Source organism: Erwinia sp. L03-1 (assembly GCF_058686115.1).
In genome coordinates this window covers 704433-718621 of sequence record NZ_CM178762.1, presented here as the reverse complement: position 1 = coordinate 718621, position 14189 = coordinate 704433, and the positions used below count along the sequence as shown (strand labels likewise).

General features: G+C 54.7%; 18 protein-coding genes. 13 read left to right on the top strand and 5 right to left on the bottom strand.

What is annotated here, in order from left to right:
- Positions 1 to 292: 292 nt before the first annotated feature.
- The 7 genes from AC4PCC_RS03360 (at position 293) to ruvX (ending at position 5984) form a co-directional block, all read left to right on the top strand.
- Positions 293 to 1690, top strand: coding sequence for a sugar porter family MFS transporter (locus AC4PCC_RS03360; protein WP_067708843.1), 1398 nt, complete (start codon positions 293 to 295; stop codon positions 1688 to 1690).
- 67 nt (positions 1691 to 1757) lie between these two features.
- Entirely contained in the window at positions 1758 to 2285 is a 528-nt protein-coding gene (locus AC4PCC_RS03355) for a SprT family zinc-dependent metalloprotease (protein ID WP_067708840.1), read from the top strand.
- Positions 2286 to 2388: 103 nt separating this feature from the next.
- A complete protein-coding gene (gene endA / locus AC4PCC_RS03350; protein ID WP_492126394.1) occupies positions 2389 to 3102 on the top strand; it encodes a deoxyribonuclease I in 714 nt (237 codons plus the stop codon).
- Between the two features lie 72 nt (positions 3103 to 3174).
- On the top strand, positions 3175 to 3906 hold the full coding sequence (gene rsmE / locus AC4PCC_RS03345; protein WP_492126393.1) for a 16S rRNA (uracil(1498)-N(3))-methyltransferase: 732 nt from the start codon (positions 3175 to 3177) through the stop codon (positions 3904 to 3906).
- 52 nt (positions 3907 to 3958) lie between these two features.
- Entirely contained in the window at positions 3959 to 4903 is a 945-nt protein-coding gene (gshB, locus tag AC4PCC_RS03340; RefSeq protein ID WP_492126392.1) for a glutathione synthase, read from the top strand.
- Positions 4904 to 4998: 95 nt separating this feature from the next.
- On the top strand, positions 4999 to 5562 hold the full coding sequence (locus AC4PCC_RS03335) for a YqgE/AlgH family protein (RefSeq protein ID WP_067708815.1): 564 nt from the start codon (positions 4999 to 5001) through the stop codon (positions 5560 to 5562).
- Positions 5562 to 5984: a Holliday junction resolvase RuvX gene (ruvX, locus tag AC4PCC_RS03330; RefSeq protein WP_197473351.1), complete on the top strand. Its 423-nt coding sequence runs from the start codon at positions 5562 to 5564 to the stop codon at positions 5982 to 5984. The genes AC4PCC_RS03335 and ruvX overlap by 1 nt, the downstream gene beginning before the upstream one ends.
- A 383-nt stretch (positions 5985 to 6367) precedes the next feature.
- Here ruvX and AC4PCC_RS03325 read toward each other — a convergent pair whose 3' ends face one another.
- Positions 6368 to 6535, bottom strand: coding sequence for a YhfL family protein (locus tag AC4PCC_RS03325; protein WP_345828898.1), 168 nt, complete (start codon positions 6533 to 6535; stop codon positions 6368 to 6370).
- A gap of 96 nt (positions 6536 to 6631) precedes the next feature.
- Positions 6632 to 7630 carry a type IV pilus twitching motility protein PilT gene (locus tag AC4PCC_RS03320; protein WP_492126391.1) on the bottom strand — a complete coding sequence of 333 codons (999 nt, stop codon included), beginning with the start codon at positions 7628 to 7630 and terminating at the stop codon, positions 6632 to 6634.
- A 15-nt stretch (positions 7631 to 7645) separates the two neighbouring features.
- On the opposite strand from AC4PCC_RS03320, the gene AC4PCC_RS03315 reads away from it, so the two are divergent.
- Genes AC4PCC_RS03315 through hemW form a run of 4 tightly spaced genes read left to right on the top strand, consistent with a single transcriptional unit; the run spans position 7646 to position 10669 of the window.
- A complete protein-coding gene (locus AC4PCC_RS03315; RefSeq protein ID WP_492127450.1) occupies positions 7646 to 8353 on the top strand; it encodes a YggS family pyridoxal phosphate-dependent enzyme in 708 nt (235 codons plus the stop codon).
- 8 nt (positions 8354 to 8361) lie between these two features.
- Positions 8362 to 8913, top strand: coding sequence for a YggT family protein (locus AC4PCC_RS03310; protein ID WP_067708803.1), 552 nt, complete (start codon positions 8362 to 8364; stop codon positions 8911 to 8913).
- Between the two features lie 30 nt (positions 8914 to 8943).
- A complete protein-coding gene (locus tag AC4PCC_RS03305; protein ID WP_492126390.1) occupies positions 8944 to 9537 on the top strand; it encodes an XTP/dITP diphosphatase in 594 nt (197 codons plus the stop codon).
- Entirely contained in the window at positions 9530 to 10669 is a 1140-nt protein-coding gene (gene hemW / locus AC4PCC_RS03300; protein ID WP_067708799.1) for a radical SAM family heme chaperone HemW, read from the top strand. Before AC4PCC_RS03305 ends, hemW begins: the two co-directional genes overlap by 8 nt.
- A gap of 150 nt (positions 10670 to 10819) precedes the next feature.
- Here hemW and AC4PCC_RS03295 read toward each other — a convergent pair whose 3' ends face one another.
- The 3 genes from AC4PCC_RS03295 to trmB all read right to left on the bottom strand — a co-directional run bounded on the left by AC4PCC_RS03295 (position 10820) and on the right by trmB (position 12671).
- Positions 10820 to 11533, bottom strand: a complete 714-nt coding sequence (locus AC4PCC_RS03295) for a YggN family protein (RefSeq protein ID WP_345828906.1) — start codon at positions 11531 to 11533, stop codon at positions 10820 to 10822.
- A gap of 92 nt (positions 11534 to 11625) precedes the next feature.
- Positions 11626 to 11952 carry a YggL family protein gene (locus AC4PCC_RS03290; RefSeq protein ID WP_492126389.1) on the bottom strand — a complete coding sequence of 109 codons (327 nt, stop codon included), beginning with the start codon at positions 11950 to 11952 and terminating at the stop codon, positions 11626 to 11628.
- Complete coding sequence (gene trmB / locus AC4PCC_RS03285; RefSeq protein ID WP_492126388.1) at positions 11952 to 12671, bottom strand: tRNA (guanosine(46)-N7)-methyltransferase TrmB; 720 nt, start codon at positions 12669 to 12671, stop codon at positions 11952 to 11954. The genes AC4PCC_RS03290 and trmB overlap by 1 nt, the downstream gene beginning before the upstream one ends.
- A 150-nt stretch (positions 12672 to 12821) precedes the next feature.
- Here trmB and mutY point away from each other — a divergent pair, with 150 nt between their 5' ends.
- Together mutY and AC4PCC_RS03275 are read left to right on the top strand one after the other, a co-directional pair.
- A complete protein-coding gene (gene mutY / locus AC4PCC_RS03280; protein ID WP_492126387.1) occupies positions 12822 to 13910 on the top strand; it encodes an A/G-specific adenine glycosylase in 1089 nt (362 codons plus the stop codon).
- Positions 13910 to 14182, top strand: coding sequence for an oxidative damage protection protein (locus AC4PCC_RS03275; RefSeq protein WP_492126386.1), 273 nt, complete (start codon positions 13910 to 13912; stop codon positions 14180 to 14182). The genes mutY and AC4PCC_RS03275 overlap by 1 nt, the downstream gene beginning before the upstream one ends.
- Positions 14183 to 14189 lie beyond the last annotated feature (7 nt).

Here is a 14189-nt window from a genome sequence, read left to right as displayed (position 1 = left end):
CATCATGAAACTTGCTGTTTTTTCTAATATTAAGAATTTACTGGCCTGACAAATGCTACTGTAATGCGTTATTTTCAGCGCTGTCTGATAGAGGACCATCAGGGAATTAAGTGAAAATATTTAGTGCTATGACTAACTGGTTATAAAGCGTAAGCGCGCATGAACAGGCTACTTTTAACAGAGATCCAGTGTGTAACCGATTACACCATTGTGATCTGTAGCACAGTCTTGCGCACAAAGGTTTTCTAACATTTATAACAACAATATGCGGTACCACTTACATGGAGGCTTTATGCCTGATAATAAAAAACACAGCAGGACCTCAAATAAGGTCATGACCTTATTTGTGTGTTTCCTGGCGGCGCTTGCCGGCCTGCTTTTTGGTCTGGATATCGGCGTTATTGCCGGTGCCTTACCCTTTATTGCGAAAGACTTTAACGTCACTGCCCACCAGCAGGAATGGATTGTCAGTTCAATGATGTTCGGTGCCGCCGTCGGTGCTGTCGGTAGCGGCTGGATGTCTTCACGCCTTGGTCGTAAGAAAAGCCTGATGATTGGCGCAGTGCTTTTCGTTATCGGCTCGCTCTGGTCGGCAATGTCCCCTAACCCGGAGATGCTGATTGTGGCTCGCGTTCTGCTGGGCCTTGCCGTCGGTGTAGCCTCTTACACCGCGCCGCTTTATCTCTCTGAAATTGCGCCAGAGAAGATTCGCGGCAGTATGATCTCTCTCTACCAGCTGATGATTACCATCGGTATTCTGGGTGCCTACCTTTCCGACACCGCCTTTAGCTTCACCGGCGAATGGCGCTGGATGCTGGGTGTGATTACCATCCCCGCTGCGCTGTTACTGGTTGGCGTTTGCTTCCTGCCGAACAGCCCGCGCTGGCTGGCGGCGCGTGGCAACTTCCGTGATGCTCAGCGCGTACTTGATCGCCTGCGCGATACCAGCGAGCAGGCTAAGCGTGAGCTGGACGAAATTCGCGAAAGCCTGAAAATCAAACAGTCCGGCTGGAGCCTGTTCAAAGATAACGGTAATTTCCGCCGGGCGGTCTATCTCGGTGTTCTGCTGCAGGTTATGCAGCAGTTCACCGGTATGAACGTTATCATGTACTACGCACCGAAAATTTTTGAAATTGCAGGCTTTACCAATACCACTCAGCAGATGTGGGGCACGGTAATTGTCGGCCTGGTTAACGTGCTGGCAACCTTTATTGCCATCGGTCTGGTTGACCGCTGGGGCCGTAAGCCAACGCTGAAGCTGGGCTTCACGGTGATGGCAGCGGGCATGGGTGTTCTGGGTACGATGCTGCATCTTGGCATTCATTCCTCAGGCGCACAGTACTTTGCCATTGCCATGCTGATGATGTTTATCGTTGGTTTTGCCATGAGCGCAGGTCCGCTGATTTGGGTACTCTGTTCAGAAATCCAGCCGCTGAAAGGCCGCGATTTCGGTATCACCGTGTCTACCGCCACCAACTGGATTGCGAACATGATCGTGGGTGCAACCTTCCTGACTATGCTGAACTCCCTGGGTAACGCGAATACCTTCTGGGTTTACGCCGGTCTGAATGTGGTATTCATCATCCTGACGATTATCCTTATCCCGGAAACGAAAAACGTTTCTCTTGAGCACATTGAACGCAACCTGTTGAGCGGCAAAAAGCTGCGCGATATCGGTCAGCGTGACTAAGTCTTTCTGGCCGGGGAAACCCGGCCATTCATTGATCTCCCCGCTTTCCCATCGTATTCTCTGCCCTATGAAAACCCTCAGACTTCCCGTCGCCCTTCAGCAGGCGGTAATGCGCTCGCTGCGCGAAAAATTACTGCAGGCTAACCAGCACCTCGAACGCAGCTATCCGGAACCGAAAGTGGTTTATCAACAGCGCGGCACAGCTGCCGGGACGGCCTGGCTACAAAGCTGGGAAATCCGGCTCAATCCCGTGCTGCTGATGGAAAACCAGCAGGCGTTCGTCGACGAGGTGGTACCCCATGAGCTTGCCCATCTGCTGGTCTGGAAGTATTTCGGCCGCGTGGCACCGCATGGTAAGGAGTGGAAGTGGATGATGGAAACCGTGCTGGGTATTCCCGCCCGACGTACGCATCAGTTTGAGGTGGAAACCGTACGCAGCCGCTCTTTTCCCTATCGCTGCGGCTGCCAGCAGCACCAGCTTACCGTCCGACGTCATAATCGCGTGCTGCGGGGCCAGAGTGAGTACCGCTGCGTGCGCTGCGGCGATCGCCTGCTTCCCGGCGATTTCCAGCAATCTGAAAATTCCAGTAAATGATGAATAAACAGGCAAAAATCCACTAAATTATCGCCGTCAGTTTCCGAATATTCGGGGCATCTGTTACTCTCGCCGCCTTGATTTATTACTGACGTTCTGGAATATGCTTCGCAAAATTATCAGTGTTCTTTCCTGCTGTTTACTCCTGCCGGTTTTCTTCGCTCACGGGCGTGGGCCGGAGAACTATCACCAGAATAGCTTTAGCCAGGCCAAAACCTGGGCTGCCAGGATTAATGCCGATGCGCCCGGCAGCTTCTACTGTGGCTGTAAAATTCAGTGGCAGGGTAAAAAAGGCGTACCCGATCTGGCATCCTGCGGCTATCAGGTGCGTAAAAATGCAAATCGCGCCCATCGTATAGAGTGGGAGCATGTGGTGCCCGCCTGGACCTTCGGCCATCAGCGGCAGTGCTGGCAGCAGGGCGGGAGAAAACAGTGCGCAAAAGATGCGGGCTACCGACAGATAGAGACGGACCTGCATAATCTGCAGCCAGCGATTGGTGAAGTGAACGGCGATCGCGGTAATTTTATGTACAGTCAGTGGAACGGCAGCGAGCGCCAGTATGGCCAGTGTGAAATGAAAATCGACTTCAAAAATAAGCAGGCCGAGCCGCCTGCCCGCGCACGTGGCACAATCGCCCGCACCTGGTTTTATATGCGCGATCGCTATAAATTAGCCATGTCCTCGCAGCAGACCCAGCTGATGACGGTGTGGGACAAGCAGTATCCGGTTACGGCCTGGGAGTGTGAGCGCGACAACCGCATCGCCCGCGTGCAGGGAAACCACAATCCTTATGTACAGCAGGCTTGCCAGCGGTAAAATCACTGACCTAAACTAGAGCTCTTTAATGGCCGCCCCCCATGCGGCCAGTCACTATTAAGCAGGACTTCCATGCGCATACCCCGCATCTTTCATCCCGAAGCGATAACGCCGGGCAGCGAAGTGGCTCTCAGCGACGAGGCCGCTAACCATGTTGGCCGGGTGTTAAGAATGACGGTCGGCCAGACCCTTGAACTCTTTGATGGCAATAATCTGACTTTTCAGGCAGAAATTGTGCACGCCGATAAAAAAAGCGTACGGGTTCGCGCTGGCGAAAGTCGTGAAGATAGCCGTGAATCCCCGCTCTACCTGCATCTTGGGCAGGTTATGTCACGCGGCGAGAAGATGGAGTTTACCATTCAGAAAGCCGTCGAGCTGGGGGTAAATACCATTACCCCCTTGTTTTCTGAACGCTGTGGCGTAAAGCTGGATGCGGAAAGGCTGGCGAAGAAAATTCAGCAGTGGCAAAAAATTGTCATTGCGGCCTGCGAGCAATGCGGCAGAAATAGTGTGCCAGAGGTCCGGGAAGCGATGACGCTCGCGGCATGGTGCGCCGAGCAGGACGACGGCCTGAAGCTTAACCTTCATCCACGCGCCAGCCAGAGTATTAATACGCTGCCGCTACCCGTTGAGCGCGTCCGCCTGCTGATTGGCCCCGAAGGCGGCCTTTCCTCCGACGAAATCAGTATGACCTCAGGCTATGGATTTACCGATATTCTTTTAGGTCCGCGCGTATTACGTACGGAAACGACAGCCTTAACCGCAATTACCGCCTTACAGGTTCGCTTTGGCGATTTGGGGTAGGTACTCACCTGCGTTCCACATGCAAATATGGCCGCTCACTGGAGAAGCAAAAATGATTAAGCTTGGCATTGTGATGGACCCGATTACCTCCATCAATATTAAGAAAGACACCAGCTTCGCCATGTTGCTGGAAGCACAGCGCCGTGGTTATGAGATTCATTACATGGAGATGAGCGATCTTTACCTGCGCGGCGGAGAAGCCCGGGCGCATACGCGCCTGCTGAGCGTGGAGCAGAATGCTGAAAGCTGGTTTGAGTTCGGCAGCGAACAGGATATCCCGCTGGCCGATCTGAATGTGGTGCTGATGCGTAAGGATCCGCCATTTGATACCGAATTCATCTACGCCACTTACATCCTTGAGCGCGCAGAGGAAAAAGGGACGCTGATTGTTAATAAGCCACAGAGCCTGCGTGATTGTAATGAAAAGCTGTTTACCGCCTGGTTTGCGGAACTGACGCCGGATACGTTGGTCACACGTAATGCACAGCAGATCCGTGAGTTCTGGCAGACGCATGGCGATATCATCCTTAAGCCGCTGGACGGAATGGGAGGTGCCTCGATTTTTCGTATCAAGCAGGAAGACCCCAACCTGTCGGTGATTATCGAAACGCTGACCGGGCACGGCAGCTTTTACTGCATGGCGCAAAATTACCTGCCCGCGATCAAAGAAGGCGACAAGCGCGTGCTGGTAGTGGATGGCGAACCGGTGCCTTACTGTCTTGCGCGCATTCCTAAATCCGGCGAGACGCGCGGTAACCTGGCCGCCGGTGGGCGCGGTGAAGCCCGACCGCTAAGCGACAGTGACTGGGAAATCGCCCGCCGTGTTGCGCCAACGCTCAAAGCTAAAGGGCTGATTTTTGTTGGTCTGGATATCATCGGCGATAAGCTGACCGAGATTAACGTAACCAGCCCAACCTGCGTGCGTGAGATCGAAGCAGCATTCCCTGTTTCAATTACGGGTATGCTGATGGATGCCATTGAGAAGCGCCTGGCATAACTCTTTATACGGGGTCAGCGGGCCCCGTAATTAACCCGTTAACGTCATCTGCAGCCCCGGCTGCGGGTGGTTAACCCGAATACAGAACCCTGATAATGAATTTACAGCATCATTTTTTGATTGCGATGCCGACCCTGCAGGATCCGCTGTTTAAACGCTCGGTGGTATATATCTGCGAGCATAATGACGAAGGGGCAATGGGCCTTATCGTTAACAAACCGATGGAAAACCTGACGGTAGAGGGTATGCTTAAAAAGCTCAAGATCGTGCCAAACCCGCGCGATCCCGAGGCGAAACTCGATAAGCCGGTATTTGCGGGTGGTCCTCTGGCAGAAGATCGCGGATTTATTCTGCACTCTGCTGAGCACACCTATGCCTCCAGTATTCGCGTGTCAGATAACACCATTATTACCACCTCCCGCGATGTGCTTGAGACGCTGGGCACGCCGGAACGTCCAAAAAACGTGCTGGTCGCTCTGGGCTACTGTGCCTGGGAAAAGGATCAGCTGGAGAGTGAACTGCTGGAAAATGCCTGGCTCACCACCCCGGCAAACAGCAATATCCTGTTCACTACGCCGATCGCCGACCGCTGGCGCGAAGCGGCCAGAAGTATTGGCGTGGACATACATAATATGACCAGCGATGCAGGGCACGCCTGATGACTCACATGACACTGCTGGCGTTCGATTTTGGCACTAAAAGTATTGGCGTCGCCATTGGACAGCAGCTGACCGGCACCGCCCGCCCCCTCAACGCGCTGAAGGCTCAGGATGGTATTCCCGACTGGAACAAAATCGAAGCGCTGCTAAAAGAGTGGCAGCCCGATCGCGTCGTCGTCGGCCTGCCGTTGAATATGGATGGCACCGAGCAGCCACTGACCGTCCGGGCCAGGAAATTTGCTAATCGCCTGCATGGTCGCTTTGGTGTCCAGGTTGATCTGCACGACGAACGTCTTAGCACCGTCGAAGCCAGAGCGGATTTATTTGCTCAGGGCGGCTTCCGCGCATTGAATAAAGGAAGCGTTGACTCACTGTCAGCGGTCATTATCCTGGAGAGCTGGTTTGAACAGGCCTGGTCATAAGTATAATGCTGCTGCACTGACCCTACGTTATTTAGCAATGCTTAGTACGTTGGGCGTATAAATAGTGCATTGGGGTAAATAATGATGCAACAGCACTGCACGCCATGCTGAATAACGGGCGCGGCAGGGATTTTGAAAACCTGAATGCTTAGCAAATTAATTATTATTCTTGCCTATTATTGTTAACTAACCGCATTGCATTAATCCACTGGGTCACGCGATATTTGCAATTAGTCAGACAATTAAGAAAATTGAAGCCTGTTACCGTGATGTTGGTAATGAACCGGGGGATAATATGCAGCATAAGGTGCCTGAACGACGAGGCAACCCTGCGTAAAAGCCGCCCTACAGGGGCGGCTTTAAAGCGATAAACTGATGCAGGCTTATTTATCTGTTGGACCACACCCGCCAATGATTTTGGAAATTGAAATGGCTGGATGGAGCAGATAATCATAGTCGCAGTTTTTTTCTTTATTATAAACACTACCGCTACAGCCTGATAATGTTGCGATGACAGCAGTAAGAAGAGTGATCTTGATTAATTTATTCATATAATTCCCTTTAACTAAATTAGTTTATTAACACCGCGCAATATCCTGGCGGAAACACAATATAACCCTAAAATAAGTAATGTTACAATTAAAAAATCATTTGTTCGTCAGGCCCATCCTGCGTCTTTCATGCAGGCTTTGTTCAAAAGTTTGCATGCCGGATTGCATACCCGTCTGCAGCAGCCCCGGCAGCTGGTGCGTTTTCCCCTCGCGGATCATATTCGCTACCGCCGGGGTATTCACCAGCACTTCAAATAGCGCCACCCTGCCCTCGCGACACCCCTCCACCAGCTTCTGGGCGATTACCGCCTTCAGGCTGCCAGCCAGCTGGCTGCGGATCAGGTTTTTTTCCGTACCGGGAAACGCGTCCACCAGCCGCTCAACCGCCTGTGCCGCGCCACGGGTATGGAGCGTCGCCAGCACCAGGTGCCCGGTTTCCGCCGCCGTCAGGGCCAGCTGGATAGTTTCGAGGTCCCGCAGTTCGCCAAGCAGGATAACGTCCGGATCTTCACGCAGTGCCCCCCGTAATCCCTCGCTAAAAGAGGCACAGTGCAGGCCTATTTCCCGCTGCTGGATCAGCGATATCTGGCTGTAATGAAGGAATTCGATCGGATCTTCCAGCGTAATGATATGGCGATCCTGATTTTTGTTGAGCGCATCGACAAACGCGGCCAGCGTGGTCGACTTCCCGCTTCCTGTTGCACCCGTTACCAGCACCAGCCCCTCCTTCTGCTGAAGCAACCCATTGACAACGGGCGGTAGCCGCAGCGCGCCCAGCGCCGGGCAGTCACTCGCAATCACCCTGACAGCCAGTGACAACCCACTTCTCTGCTGGAAAAAATGCGCGCGCAAACGCGTCCCACCCGCGGTGGTTAGTGCAATATCAGCCTGTCCCACGCTTTCCAGCTGCGCCTGCCGGGCGCAGTCCAGCCAGGCGCTCGCCAGCGATTCCAGCGCTGCCGCACCGATCGTTGCGCAACCGCTTATTTTTTCCAGACGGCCATTTAGACGCCAGAAGGGTTGAAGGCCACTGCAAAGGTGCAGATCCCCCGCGTTATGCTTTACACTAAGGGCCACAATGTCTTCGATATCCATAATTTTTCCCTGACTATGACCTCGATTCAGCACAACTTACACCTTGTCCTTGAGCATATCTCAGCGACTGCTTCGCGCTGCGGGCGCGATCCGAAAGAAATTACGCTGCTTGCAGTCAGTAAAACTAAACCTGCGAGCGCGGTTGAGGAAGCCGCCGCCGCGGGACAGCTCTGTTTTGGTGAAAACTACGTGCAGGAAGGCGTTGATAAGATCCAGGCAATAGAGAATCCGGGGCTGGAGTGGCACTTTATCGGCCCTCTGCAATCCAACAAGAGTCGCCTGGTGGCTGAGCATTTTCACTGGTGCCATACGCTGGATCGTTTGAAAATTGCCGTGCGCCTGAACGAGCAGCGTCCTGACGCTTTACCGCCGCTCAACGTGCTTATCCAAATAAACATCAGCGATGAGAACAGTAAATCTGGCATCATGCTGGAGGCGCTGGAGGCGCTGGCTGATGAGGTGTCCCGGCTGCCGCGCCTGAAACTGCGGGGGCTGATGGCCATTCCGGCCCCGGAAGCGGATTATGCGCGTCAGCTGGCGGTATGTCGGCAGATGGCAGAAGCGCTTGCTGAGCTGAAAAAGAACCATCCCGGCGTCGACACGCTTTCTATGGGAATGAGTGACGATATGGACGCTGCGATTGCAGCAGGCAGTACCATGGTGCGCATTGGCACCGCTATTTTTGGCGCGCGTGATTACAGCGCCACTCACAACAATAACTGAGGAAACCCATGCTGACGTTGACTTTTCTGGTAACAACGGTAATTAACCTGTACGTCAAAGTGTTGTTGCTACGCATCTGGATGCAGTGGGCGAGATGCGATTTCTATAACCCCTTTTCGCAGTTTGTTGTAAAAATCACCCAGCCGGTGATCAAACCGCTGAGGCGCGTTATTCCGTCCATCGGTCCGCTGGATACCGCCTCACTGCTGCTGGCATGGGTGCTGAGCGTGCTGATGTTTACGCTGCTTTTTGCCCTACAGAGCCGGGTCTTTATCTTCGATCCGGTCTTCCTCTACTTTGGCCTGGTGTCCGTCGCTAAAGCCGCGGGAATGCTGGTATTTTGGGTGATTATTATCCGTTCGCTGCTGAGCTGGGTCAGCCAGGGCCGCAATCCGGTTGATTTGGTACTTTTACAGCTCACCGAACCATTAATGGCTCCTATTCGCCGTATTATTCCGGCCATGGGCGGGATCGATTTCTCCGCAATGGCGGTGATCCTGATCCTCTATATGCTGAACTTCCTGGGCATGGATTTCATCCCTGGCTGGTCACAGCTGTAAGTTTTCATCGCAGTAAATGCAGGATTTGTTATGCAAAAAGTTGTACTCGCTACCGGTAATGCCGGAAAGGTTCGTGAACTGGCCGATCTGCTGGCTGAATTTGGGCTGGATATTGTCGCGCAAACCGACCTGGGCGTCACCTCAGCCGAAGAGACCGGCCTGACGTTCATTGAAAACGCGATTCTTAAAGCGCGTCACGCCTCTGCGGTGACCGGTTTACCCGCCATTGCCGATGACTCAGGTCTGGCAGTGGACGCGCTGGGCGGCGCACCGGGGATATACTCGGCTCGCTATGCCGGAGAGGATGCCTCGGATGCGCAAAACCTGCAAAAGCTGCTGACCGCGCTGGAAAACGTTGCCGACGGCGATCGCCAGGCACAGTTTCACTGCGTGCTGGTTTATCTTCGCCATGCTGAAGATCCGACGCCGCTGGTCTTCCACGGCAGCTGGCAGGGCGAAATTACCCGCCAGCCGGCAGGTGAAGGCGGCTTCGGTTACGATCCGATTTTCTACGTGCCCGCTGCAGGTAAAACCGCTGCGGAGCTGAGCCGGGACGAAAAGCGCGCTGTTTCACACCGTGGGAAAGCCCTGACGCTGCTGCTGGATGCCCTGCGCAATGCGTAAGCTTCCTCCGCTCAGCCTCTATATTCACATCCCCTGGTGCGTGCAGAAGTGCCCCTACTGCGACTTCAATTCGCATGCGCTTAAGGGCGAGGTGCCCCATGAAGAGTACGTGCGACATCTTCTGGCCGATCTCGATGCCGATCTGCCGCTTACCGCCGGGCGCGAGGTGAGCACCCTCTTTATTGGTGGAGGCACCCCAAGCCTGTTGAGCAGCGAAGCAATGCAGATGTTGCTGGATGGCGTTCGCCAGCGCCTGCCGCTGGCGGCTGACGCAGAGATTACCATGGAGGCCAATCCTGGTACGGTCGAAGCTGAGCGCTTCAGCGGCTACCAGCGCGCCGGTGTTAACCGCATCTCGATTGGGGTACAGAGCTTCAGCCCACAAAAGCTAACGCGTCTGGGCCGCATCCACGACGCAGATGAGGCAAAGCGGGCAGCCAGGCTGGCCGCCGGACTGGGACTACGCAGCTTTAATCTCGATCTGATGCACGGGCTGCCCGATCAGTCGCTGGAGGAGGCCCTGGACGATTTGCGCCAGGCCATTGAGCTTAATCCGCCGCATTTATCGTGGTATCAGTTAACCATTGAGCCTAATACCCTCTTCGCCTCACGCCCGCCGGTACTCCCCGACGATGATGCCCTGTGGGATATTTTCGAGCAGGGCGACAGGCTGCTGACCGCGGCGGGCTATCAGCAATATGAAACCTCCGCCTACGCCAAACCCGGTTACCGCTGTGAGCACAACCTTAACTACTGGCGCTTCGGTGACTATCTGGGTATCGGCTGTGGCGCGCACGGCAAGCTGACCCAGCCCGATGGACGGATTATCCGCACCTGCAAAACGCGTCATCCGCGTGGTTTTATGGCCGGTAACTATATGGACCGCCAGCATGAGGTGGCGGATAGCGAGAAGCCCTTTGAATTCTTTATGAACCGCTTCCGCCTGCTTGAAGCTGCTCCGCGTGAAGAGTTCACCCGCTATACCGGTTTACAGCAGGCTATTATCCGCCCTCAGATTGATGAAGCGCTGGAAAAGGGTTATCTGATTGAAACGGCGCAGGCGTGGCAAATTACCCATAAAGGCAAGCTGTTCCTGAACTCGCTGCTGGAGCTGTTTCTGACGGAAGAGTAATTACAGAGCCTGGCTGGCCAGCAGCATCGCCGCATTCGCGATATCCATCGACAGGTGGACGAAGTCGGCTGCCGTGCCATAGGTGGATGAGAACAGGATCTGTGCCACCGGTAGCACAGCCTGGCCTGTCTTGAGTGGGCTACTGCCGGACTATTTCAGTCCGGCGATCAGCGCCTTGCGCTGCCCTTCAAGCGTGGTCACGCGGTTACAGACTTCGTGGCCGAAGTTCTGAAAATCCTGCTGCTGATTGCTCCATTCGGCCTGAATGGACTGCTGAAGGCCGCCAAGGTTGCCCATAATCGCCTGCAGGGGATTATCACTTTTACCCGCCTGCCGGGTGCCCATCTCATTCAGGCTGTCCTGCACTACCCCACCCATCGCGCTCTGTACCAGCTTTTCACCGTCCTCACGGACCTGGGCGATAGCCTTGTGGTGGAAGGTCAGCCCGTCGCTGCGGTGTTCGATAATCCGCGCCATCTGCTGCTTAAGCTGTTTATCCAGCGTGGTCAGACGATTACGCACGTTGCTGTCCTGACCCAGCTTCTCGACGATGACCTTATCCAGCGCGACGCGGCCTTTCTCCAGACGCTCGCGGGCGCCCTGATCGACCCAGGGTAAATCGCGACGCAGCGCAGCCTGATAATCAATAGCCTTCTGGCGCGTGTCGGTATCCACCGTAGCGGCCTGGCCGTTGCGCTGCACATCGCCCGTTGGGGAAATAAGCAGATTGCCGCTGGCGCCCACGACCTGAACATTCTGAGGGGAAATAACGATATCGTCCTGAGGGTTTACGCTGCACTGGTAATCCGCCTGGGCCTGCCCCGCCGCCAGCAGCATCGCACCCATTATTATCGCTTTACGCATCTTGCTCTCTCCTGATACTGATATGGCCACGCCCGCGTGGCCCCAACGAACATCCGTCAACAGATGGCCGCCTGTGGTTCAGCTTGCAGAGGTTAGTCCCACCAGACGTCGAAAAGTTCGGTGACCTTAACGTTTTCCAGCTTGCGCTCTTCCAGCCATTTGCGTACCAGCTCGCGGTGCGCGTCGGTACATTTGCCGGTTTGCTGCAGGCAAATCAAGCCCTCCCACTGCAGATAACCACTGCCGTCAAACGCCAGGCCATTGGGATCGATAGCCTCTTCAATCAGCGCATCCACCGTGGCATCTATGGTTTGCTCGGTCGCGCCCTGGGGGAAGGTGAAACCGACAGAGAAACCCAGTTCCTGAAACTCATCAATATGCATCTTTTTACGCAAGCGACGACTGCGATGGGTAGCCATTATTTAATCCTCTCAAACATCAGATCCCAAACACCATGGCCGAGACGCTGACCACGCTGCTCAAATTTAGTTAACGGACGCGACTCAGGTCGCGGTACAAAGTTATCCGTTGCGGACTGGTTTTTACTTCCCGCAATGCTGTTCATCACCTCCAGCATGTGTTCCGCATAGGCTTCCCAGTCGGTAGCCATATGGAACACGCCGCCCAGCTTCAGCTTACGCATAACCAGCTCTGCGAAAGGTGCCTGGACGATGCGGCGCTTGTTATGCCGGGCTTTATGCCAGGGATCCGGGAAAAACAGCTGCACCATACGCAGCGCATTATCCGGGATCATCTTTTCCAGCACCTCTACCGCATCGTGGCACATCACGCGAAGATTCTCCACGCCCGCTTCATGTGCGCTGCTCAGGCAGGCGCCCACGCCGGGAGAGTGAACCTCAATTCCGAGAAAATTCTGCTGCGGATTAGCTTTAGCCATCTCCACCAGCGAGGAACCCATGCCGAAGCCAATTTCCAGTACCACCGGTGCATCGCGACCAAACAGGCTCACCAGATCGATAGGTTCTGGCTGATATTCCACACCCATAATGGGCCAGAAGTGTTCCAGCGCGTGCTCCTGCCCTTTAGTCAGCCGCCCCTGACGGCGGACGAAGCTGCGGATACGGCGCATTGGCCGACCGTTTTCATCAAACTCCGGTGAAATCACATCATTATTCATCTTTTTGCCTGCTGGTCTGCAATATCTGGAAAACGGGCATTATGCAAAGTTACAGCCTTTAAGCAAGCCCCGGTAACTTCCGGTTTACAGCATAGTTGGTCTGTGCTGGAATCCCAGCCTGAATTCACTTATCCGGGAAAACTGTTAAACATGATGCAAGCGCCGCAGTTCGAGCGAAGGGTACTGGACTGGTATCAGCGCTTTGGACGTAAAACGTTGCCGTGGCAGCTGGAAAAAACGCCCTATAAAGTGTGGCTTTCAGAAGTGATGCTACAGCAGACCCAGGTCGCGACGGTCATCCCGTACTTTCAGCGATTTATGGCGCGTTTCCCGACAATTACCGACCTGGCCCATGCGCCGCTTGATGAAGTCCTGCATCTGTGGACCGGCCTCGGTTATTATGCGCGAGCCAGAAACCTGCATAAAGCCGCCAATGTGGTGGCAGAAAAGCACGCGGGCGTGTTTCCCGAAACCTTTGAGGAGGTCGCGGCGCTGCCCGGCATTGGGCGCTCCACTGCCGGAGCTATCCTTTCGCTGGCGCTGGGTTTGCATTTCCCGATTCTGGACGGCAACGTCAAGCGCGTGCTGGCACGCTGCTATGCCGTTCCGGGCTGGCCGGGTAAAAAAGAGGTGGAGAAGCGCCTGTGGCAGATCAGTGAAGAGGTCACGCCAGCGGAAGGAGTGAGCCAGTTTAATCAGGCGATGATGGACCTGGGAGCAACGGTCTGCACCCGCTCACGACCTAAATGCGAGATCTGCCCGCTGAACCTCAGCTGCGTGGCGTATGCCAACGGCAGCTGGGCAAGCTACCCCGGAAAAAAACCCAGGCAGACGCTGCCGGAAAGAACCGGCTGGATGCTGATGATGCAGCGCGGCAGCGGCGTCTGGCTGGAGCAGCGCCCGCCGGTGGGGCTGTGGGGAGGGCTTTTTTGCTTTCCACAATTTACCACGCTACCCGAGCTGGAGCGCTGGCTGAGCGAACGCCGCATTGATGCCAGCGGGCTGCAACAGGGCATCGCCTTCCGCCACACCTTCAGCCATTTTCATCTGGATATCGTACCGGTATGGCTGGAGGTGATATCCACAGGCGCAGCAATGGATGAAGGCGCAGGTCTCTGGTATAACTTAGCGCAGCCGCCGTCCGTCGGGCTGGCCGCCCCGGTGGAACGCCTGCTACAGCAGCTGCGTCAGCCACAACACACAGCGCTGAGCATTCGCGCGACAGAAGAGGAAGAGTAATGAGCAGAACCATTTTTTGTACGTTCCTGCAACGAGACGCCGAGGGACAGGATTTCCAGCTCTATCCGGGCGATCTGGGTAAGCGCATTTATACTGAGATTTCCAAAGAAGCCTGGGCACAGTGGATGAGCAAACAAACGATGCTGATCAACGAGAAAAAACTCAGCATGATGAACCCGGAAGACCGTAAGCAGCTTGAGCAGGAGATGGTGAAATTCCTGTTTGAGGGGCACGATGTGCATATCGAAGGTTATACCCCGCCAGAAGAATAATCGTTGG

Coding starts and splice junctions, on each gene's coding strand:
- AC4PCC_RS03360 (WP_067708843.1), top strand. CDS start 293: ATGCCTGATAATAAAAAACACAGCAGGACCTCAAATAAGGTCATGACC.
- AC4PCC_RS03315 (WP_492127450.1), top strand. CDS start 7,646: ATGACCTCGATTCAGCACAACTTACACCTTGTCCTTGAGCATATCTCA.
- AC4PCC_RS03325 (WP_345828898.1), bottom strand. CDS start 6,535: ATGAATAAATTAATCAAGATCACTCTTCTTACTGCTGTCATCGCAACA.
- hemW (WP_067708799.1), top strand. CDS start 9,530: ATGCGTAAGCTTCCTCCGCTCAGCCTCTATATTCACATCCCCTGGTGC.
- AC4PCC_RS03320 (WP_492126391.1), bottom strand. CDS start 7,630: ATGGATATCGAAGACATTGTGGCCCTTAGTGTAAAGCATAACGCGGGG.
- trmB (WP_492126388.1), bottom strand. CDS start 12,671: ATGAATAATGATGTGATTTCACCGGAGTTTGATGAAAACGGTCGGCCA.
- endA (WP_492126394.1), top strand. CDS start 2,389: ATGCTTCGCAAAATTATCAGTGTTCTTTCCTGCTGTTTACTCCTGCCG.
- AC4PCC_RS03290 (WP_492126389.1), bottom strand. CDS start 11,952: ATGGCTACCCATCGCAGTCGTCGCTTGCGTAAAAAGATGCATATTGAT.
- rsmE (WP_492126393.1), top strand. CDS start 3,175: ATGCGCATACCCCGCATCTTTCATCCCGAAGCGATAACGCCGGGCAGC.
- AC4PCC_RS03295 (WP_345828906.1), bottom strand. CDS start 11,533: ATGCGTAAAGCGATAATAATGGGTGCGATGCTGCTGGCGGCGGGGCAG.
- AC4PCC_RS03310 (WP_067708803.1), top strand. CDS start 8,362: ATGCTGACGTTGACTTTTCTGGTAACAACGGTAATTAACCTGTACGTC.
- AC4PCC_RS03305 (WP_492126390.1), top strand. CDS start 8,944: ATGCAAAAAGTTGTACTCGCTACCGGTAATGCCGGAAAGGTTCGTGAA.
- AC4PCC_RS03275 (WP_492126386.1), top strand. CDS start 13,910: ATGAGCAGAACCATTTTTTGTACGTTCCTGCAACGAGACGCCGAGGGA.
- gshB (WP_492126392.1), top strand. CDS start 3,959: ATGATTAAGCTTGGCATTGTGATGGACCCGATTACCTCCATCAATATT.
- ruvX (WP_197473351.1), top strand. CDS start 5,562: ATGACTCACATGACACTGCTGGCGTTCGATTTTGGCACTAAAAGTATT.
- AC4PCC_RS03355 (WP_067708840.1), top strand. CDS start 1,758: ATGAAAACCCTCAGACTTCCCGTCGCCCTTCAGCAGGCGGTAATGCGC.
- AC4PCC_RS03335 (WP_067708815.1), top strand. CDS start 4,999: ATGAATTTACAGCATCATTTTTTGATTGCGATGCCGACCCTGCAGGAT.
- mutY (WP_492126387.1), top strand. CDS start 12,822: ATGATGCAAGCGCCGCAGTTCGAGCGAAGGGTACTGGACTGGTATCAG.